Origin of the sequence: Archangium sp., assembly GCF_036389735.1 — a bacterium.
In the GTDB taxonomy this organism is placed as follows: Bacteria; Myxococcota; Myxococcia; order Myxococcales; family Myxococcaceae; genus Archangium.
In genome coordinates this window covers 1-4,960 of the sequence record NZ_DASVWK010000625.1, presented here as the reverse complement: position 1 = coordinate 4,960, position 4,960 = coordinate 1, and the positions used below count along the sequence as shown (strand labels likewise).

Annotated in this window: 6 protein-coding genes and 1 pseudogene; 4 read left to right on the top strand and 3 right to left on the bottom strand. The window is 68.4% G+C overall.

The window, feature by feature from the left end; translation table 11 throughout:
* Together VF794_RS21950 and VF794_RS21945 are read left to right on the top strand one after the other, a co-directional pair.
* The coding region (locus VF794_RS21950) for a DUF2378 family protein (protein ID WP_331113470.1) at nucleotides 1–425 on the top strand (425 nt) is incomplete at its 5' end.
* A gap of 185 nt (nucleotides 426–610) precedes the next feature.
* On the top strand, nucleotides 611–790 hold the full coding sequence (locus VF794_RS21945) for a hypothetical protein (protein ID WP_331113468.1): 180 nt from the start codon (nucleotides 611–613) through the stop codon (nucleotides 788–790).
* 48 nt (nucleotides 791–838) lie between these two features.
* Here VF794_RS21945 and VF794_RS21940 read toward each other — a convergent pair whose 3' ends face one another.
* Both VF794_RS21940 and VF794_RS21935 read right to left on the bottom strand, forming a co-directional pair.
* A complete protein-coding gene (locus tag VF794_RS21940) occupies nucleotides 839–1,084 on the bottom strand; it encodes a hypothetical protein (protein WP_331113466.1) in 246 nt (81 codons plus the stop codon).
* A gap of 261 nt (nucleotides 1,085–1,345) precedes the next feature.
* Nucleotides 1,346–2,278 (bottom strand): DUF2381 family protein, encoded by a 933-nt coding sequence (locus VF794_RS21935; RefSeq protein ID WP_331113464.1) that lies wholly within the window; start codon nucleotides 2,276–2,278, stop codon nucleotides 1,346–1,348.
* Between the two features lie 69 nt (nucleotides 2,279–2,347).
* On the opposite strand from VF794_RS21935, the gene VF794_RS21930 reads away from it, so the two are divergent.
* Both VF794_RS21930 and VF794_RS21925 read left to right on the top strand, forming a co-directional pair.
* The gene (locus tag VF794_RS21930; protein WP_331113462.1) at nucleotides 2,348–3,880 is read left to right on the top strand and encodes a DUF1570 domain-containing protein; all 1,533 of its coding nucleotides are present in this window, start codon (nucleotides 2,348–2,350) and stop codon (nucleotides 3,878–3,880) included.
* Nucleotides 3,881–3,951: 71 nt separating this feature from the next.
* On the top strand, nucleotides 3,952–4,617 hold the full coding sequence (locus VF794_RS21925) for a phosphoribosylanthranilate isomerase (RefSeq protein ID WP_331113460.1): 666 nt from the start codon (nucleotides 3,952–3,954) through the stop codon (nucleotides 4,615–4,617).
* Nucleotides 4,618–4,620: 3 nt separating this feature from the next.
* On the opposite strand, the pseudogene VF794_RS21920 reads toward VF794_RS21925, so the two are convergent.
* Nucleotides 4,621–4,960 (bottom strand): annotated as a pseudogene (locus tag VF794_RS21920) (CDP-alcohol phosphatidyltransferase family protein); the annotation flags it as partial.

Genomic DNA, 4,960 nt, shown 5'->3' with positions numbered 1-4,960 from the left:
TGAGCTTCTTCCGCTACCCGGTGGCCGATCTGCTCCGGCTGGTGGAGGCGAGCGTGAAGCGCAACGCGAAGGGTGCGCGGGGCTACCACGAGTTCCCCCTGGAGTTCGGCCGCTCGGCGGCGGGCTCCTTCTTCGACTCCCAGTCCGGCAAGATGATGGCGTTCCTGGCGGGGGACAAACCCCACCGGCTCCTGGCGACCGCGCCCTCGGGCTACAAGGCCGTCACCAGCTTCGGCGAGCGGAGCTATGAGAAGGTGGCCGACAACGCCGCCCGGATGCACTTCCGCGGAGACCTGCTGGGCCCGAGCTGGGAGCAGGGCGTGGTGGAGCAGGCCCTCAAGTCCATGGCCCATGTGACGCCACGCTCGCGCGTGGAGGTGAAGAACGCCTCCGGTACCGACTTCACGATCCACGTGGAGTGGTGAGGCTTTTCGGCCCCACCCTCTGGACTCCTCCCTCGTGCTCCCTACCCATGGGGGTGTGAGGAGGAAGCCCATGCGTGGCACCTGGAGTGGACTGGGATTGCTGCTGGTGGTTCCCTGGCTTCGGTTCAAGGACACAAAGCTCACACGGCTCTATCCTTGAACCCGTTCACAGACGGGGGCCCCAAATGGCAACTGCATACGAACTTGATCTGGCCACTGTCGTGAAGCCCGTGCAGGCGCTTGAAATGCTGTCCAGGCACATCGGCGGACTGACTTTGACCTGGAACGGCAAGAACAGCGACTACCTGCTCGGCTCCACCATTGAAATTGACATCAGCGAGCCCCTCAAAAGCTGGCAGATTTGAGCGGCACCCCTTGCCCTCCCGCTGCTGTAGGGGTTGGCGCGCGGTGGTTCACCGGAACGAGTTCACGATGTAGACCGCTGCACTCGAGAACTCGAGGATGGCCATCCCCGGCTTCGACTCTGGCAATTTCTTCATCTGACCGCCCGCGAGTCGGGCCACGGCGCAAATGGAGATCGGCTCACCGTCCGGTGGGTGCGCCTCGTAGTATCGGAGGACAGCCTGCGGGCCACCGGTCCAGACCCGCCCATACAGGCGGGTGGCTGGCGGGAGCAGGCCGAGGCTGCTGTTCAGCATGCTTTCGACTGGACCCTCATACAGCGTGATGGGGCTCGTGTTCGTCTGATTTACGTCAAGTTCGACGTCCGCAGCGTCCCCGACTTGCAGACGAAGAATCCGCATGGCCTCGCGTGCCTTTTCCGAGCACTCTTGTGGTCCTGGACTCCCGTCCGGTCGAAGGGCTACACCACCGGGAGTCGTGCACCCGGTGAACACGCACAACAGGAAGACAGAGGCGGTAAGCAGCGCGCGGGTTGGAGTCATGAGGGCTCGCATCTACTAACGCATCATCCGTCGATCCAAAAGAACATAGACCTGTCTCAGACCGTCGCCCCGAAAGATTTCCAGAACGAGTCGTTCAGGGCCCTTCTTCGAGTCGAAGGCTCGCATGTCCATGACGACCGCGATCTGCCCGCTTTCCCCACCCGGCCCCCAGTGCTCCCGACTGGTCCGCAGCGCAAACGGCCTTGGCTCCCCGCCAGACTCGGTCAACAGTCGTGCCTCCATCAGACTCCAGGACTCGTTCGGGCTGTTGTTCTTCACTTTGAAGATCACAGCCGCTTTATCCCGGTTCTTGCTCGCGAGGACGGAGGCTCGGATTTCCACGCCATCCGTGCCCTTGAACAGTTTCGTCCACAGTTCCCGAAACAGCGTCATCTTCCCGGCGCCTTTCGCCAGGAGCGCGGCGAGCGCGTGGTCGGCGGTGTCCTCCTTCCGGTACCGCTCGACCTCCTTGTTGAGCTCCCGCTCCCTCCCCAGCGAGTCGTACAGGGACGCGAGCACCGCGTTCGGGGCTTTGTGGTCACGGAACACGTTGACCTGCTGATCGCCCGTCCGGTCGTCCGTCGTCTCCTGCCGTGACGTCACGGTGAAGGGTAGCTCCGTCCCATCCGCCAGCGTGACCAGCAGCAGGAACCGATCCTCGGGCCTGATGTCATGGAGCGGCTCCAGAAGCACCTTCTTGCCGACACACTCCACGGGCGCGAAGCGGCCTTCCCAGCCCAGCATCCGGGTCCGCGCGGAATCGCATGGCTGCTCCAGGCGGAGCACCGTCACGATACCGCCGACGACGTACACGTTGGACGTCTCCCGGCTCGGATGGTCCGAGAGGTAGAGGTTGCGTTCGTTGGGCTCGCGTCCGCTGGCCCCGGCCACGGAGGCCATGAGGGCAAGCAGCAGGGTGGACCGCGAGAGAAGGACGTTGCGCATCATCCGAGCCATGCCTCCACCACTTTTCCAGTCAGGCTTGCGCAGGCTACCAGAAAAGGTATGTCTCACGCCATGCGCCTCCTGTCCCGACCTCCCCTCCGCCATCTGGCCGCCTTCGCCCTCCTGGGCGCGCTGGTGCTCTCCCGCGCGAGCCTCGCGGGGCCCGCCGCTCCTCCCGCCTGCCCCCTCGCCAAGGGCGCCCCGTGGCACCGCGCGACAAGCACCCACTTCCACATCCGCACCTCGTTGGACGAGGACTCCGCCCGGCGCGCGGCCCGGGAACTGGAGCGGCTCCGGGACGCCTTGCGCTCCATGTGGGGCCCGGCCTTCGACCCGCCAGGCCGTGTCGACGTCCTCCTCCTGCGCGGCCGCGAGCTGGCCGAGTTCACCGAGCAGCACGTCGGAGGCTTTCTCGCGGAGGACGAGAATGACGTGCCCCTGCTGGTGATGGGCGTACGGGGGGAGCGGTTCGAGGAGCTGGGCGACCGGCCCACGCTGGCGCACGAGCTGGCCCACTACCTCACGCGCTTCGTGCTGCTGCGCGATTCACGCTGGGTGACCGAGGGGCTGGCCACCTTCCTGGAGACGGTACGGCTCGGAGAGGGCCCCGCGGGGACCGTCCTGGGCCATCCGCATCCCGACCATCTCAAATACCTGCGCGCCCACGGGGTCCTGACGCTGGAGACGCTGTGGCGGTGGGACGAGCGGCCGGAGCTGGAGGACCCCCGGCTGCGCGACTTGTACGCCTCCTCCTGGCTCTGGGTGCATTACCTGTTCGGCATGCACCTGGAGCGCCTGACACGTTTCGAACAGGCGCTGTACGAAGCGCGCGAGCCACGGCGAGCGTGGGAGGAGGCCTTCGGCGACGCGGGCGACCTGGAGAAGGGTCTGCAAGAGTACGTGCGCGCCAACGTCTACCATGCCACGTCCTTCGCCGCGCCGCCGGAGCCCCTCCCCGCCCGGGTGGAGGAGCTGCCCCACGCGGAGGTCCACGCCGTGCGTGCCCAGCTGTGGTTGCGCTCCCCGGGCAGCCCTGGCTGGGAAGAGCGCCTGCGGCGGGCACGGCCAGAGGTGCGGCGGGCACTGAGCGAGGACGCCACCAACGTGACGGCGGTGGTGCTGCGCTCCGGCATGGCCGCGGACGAGGAGGAGCGGCTGGCGCTGGCTCGCGCCCTGGTGCGGGCGCGGCCCGATGCGGGCGAGGGCTGGAGCTTGCTGGGCCGGTCCCTGCGGGCGACGAAGGCTCCGCTCCCGGAGCAGGAAGCGGCCTTCCTCAAGGCGGCGGCGCTGCTGCCGGACTCCACCGCCACCCAGGGAGACCTGGCCCGGCATTACATCCTCCGCGGCCTGCCGGAAGATGCGCTGGAACCGGCGATACGCGCCTGGAAGCTGGCTCCCTACAGCGCCTTCAGCCTGGAGGTCTACGCCATGTCCGCCCTGCAGCTCGGCTCTTGCACCCATGGACTGCGCTCCCTGCGCCGCACCCTGGACGTGGTGAGAGCGAAGCGCGGCACCCCGCCCGAGGTCCTGGGTGCCCTGGGCGACCGGCTCACCCGCTACGAGCGCGCCTGCGATCAGGCCGGACGGAGCCCTCCCGCGAAGTAGCCCGGCCAGGGGAACGCCCGGGTGGGCGCGGTTGTTTATCAGAGTGGGGTCTTCCGAGAGCAGGAGCTCCCGTGGAAGCAGTCAACACCCCGCGTATCAAGGTCTGCTGCATCGCCAGCGTGGAGGAGGCCTGGGCCGCCATCCGGGCCGGGGCCTCGGCGCTGGGGCTGGTGTCGTCGATGCCCAGCGGTCCCGGCGTCATCTCGGAGTCGCTCATCGCGGAGATCGCCGCCGCGGTGCCGCCGCCCATCGCCACCTTCCTGCTGACGTGCGGCCAGGACGCGGAGCACATCATCGCCCAGCAGCGCCGCTGCCGGACCAACACCGTTCAAATCTGCGACCGGCTCACCTCGGGGAGCTACGCGGACCTGCGCCGGGCCATGCCCGGGGTGTCGCTCGTGCAGGTCATCCACGTGACGGGTGAGGAGTCCCTGGAGGAAGCCCTGGCCGTGGCGCCGCACGTGGATGCGCTGCTGCTCGACTCGGGCAACCAGTCCCTGGCGGTGAAGGAACTGGGAGGCACGGGGCGCGTGCACGACTGGAGCGTCAGCCGGCGCATCCGTGAGCAGGTGCGCATTCCCCTCTTCCTCGCGGGAGGCCTGAGGGAGCACAACGTGGGCGAGGCCATCCGGCAGGTGGGACCGTTCGGGCTGGACCTGTGCGGCGGCGTGCGGACGGAGGGCCGGCTGGACGAGGCGAAGCTGGCGCGGTTCTTCGAGCGGATGCGCGCCGCCTGAGGCTCACGCCGCCCCGCCTCCCGAGGGCGTGGGGATGTTGGGGCCCCGGGGCCGGGGAGGCACACCGGGACGGGCCCGGGCGCGCCACACCGCGGCCGTGTAGTCCACCACGGACGCGAGCGCCGTGAGGCCCACGGCGATGACGAGCGGGCGCACCAGCATCGGCGCTATCAGCACCGCGAGCAGGGCCCCGAGCTGAAGCGTCGTCACCACCTTGCCCAGCATCCGCGCCTGGAACTTCACCGCCCGGAAGCCCGGGATGATGCGCGCCACCACGAAGCCCAGCCCCGTCGCCACGTCCCGCACCACCAACAGGCCGAACTCCCACGGCGCCAGCTTCCCC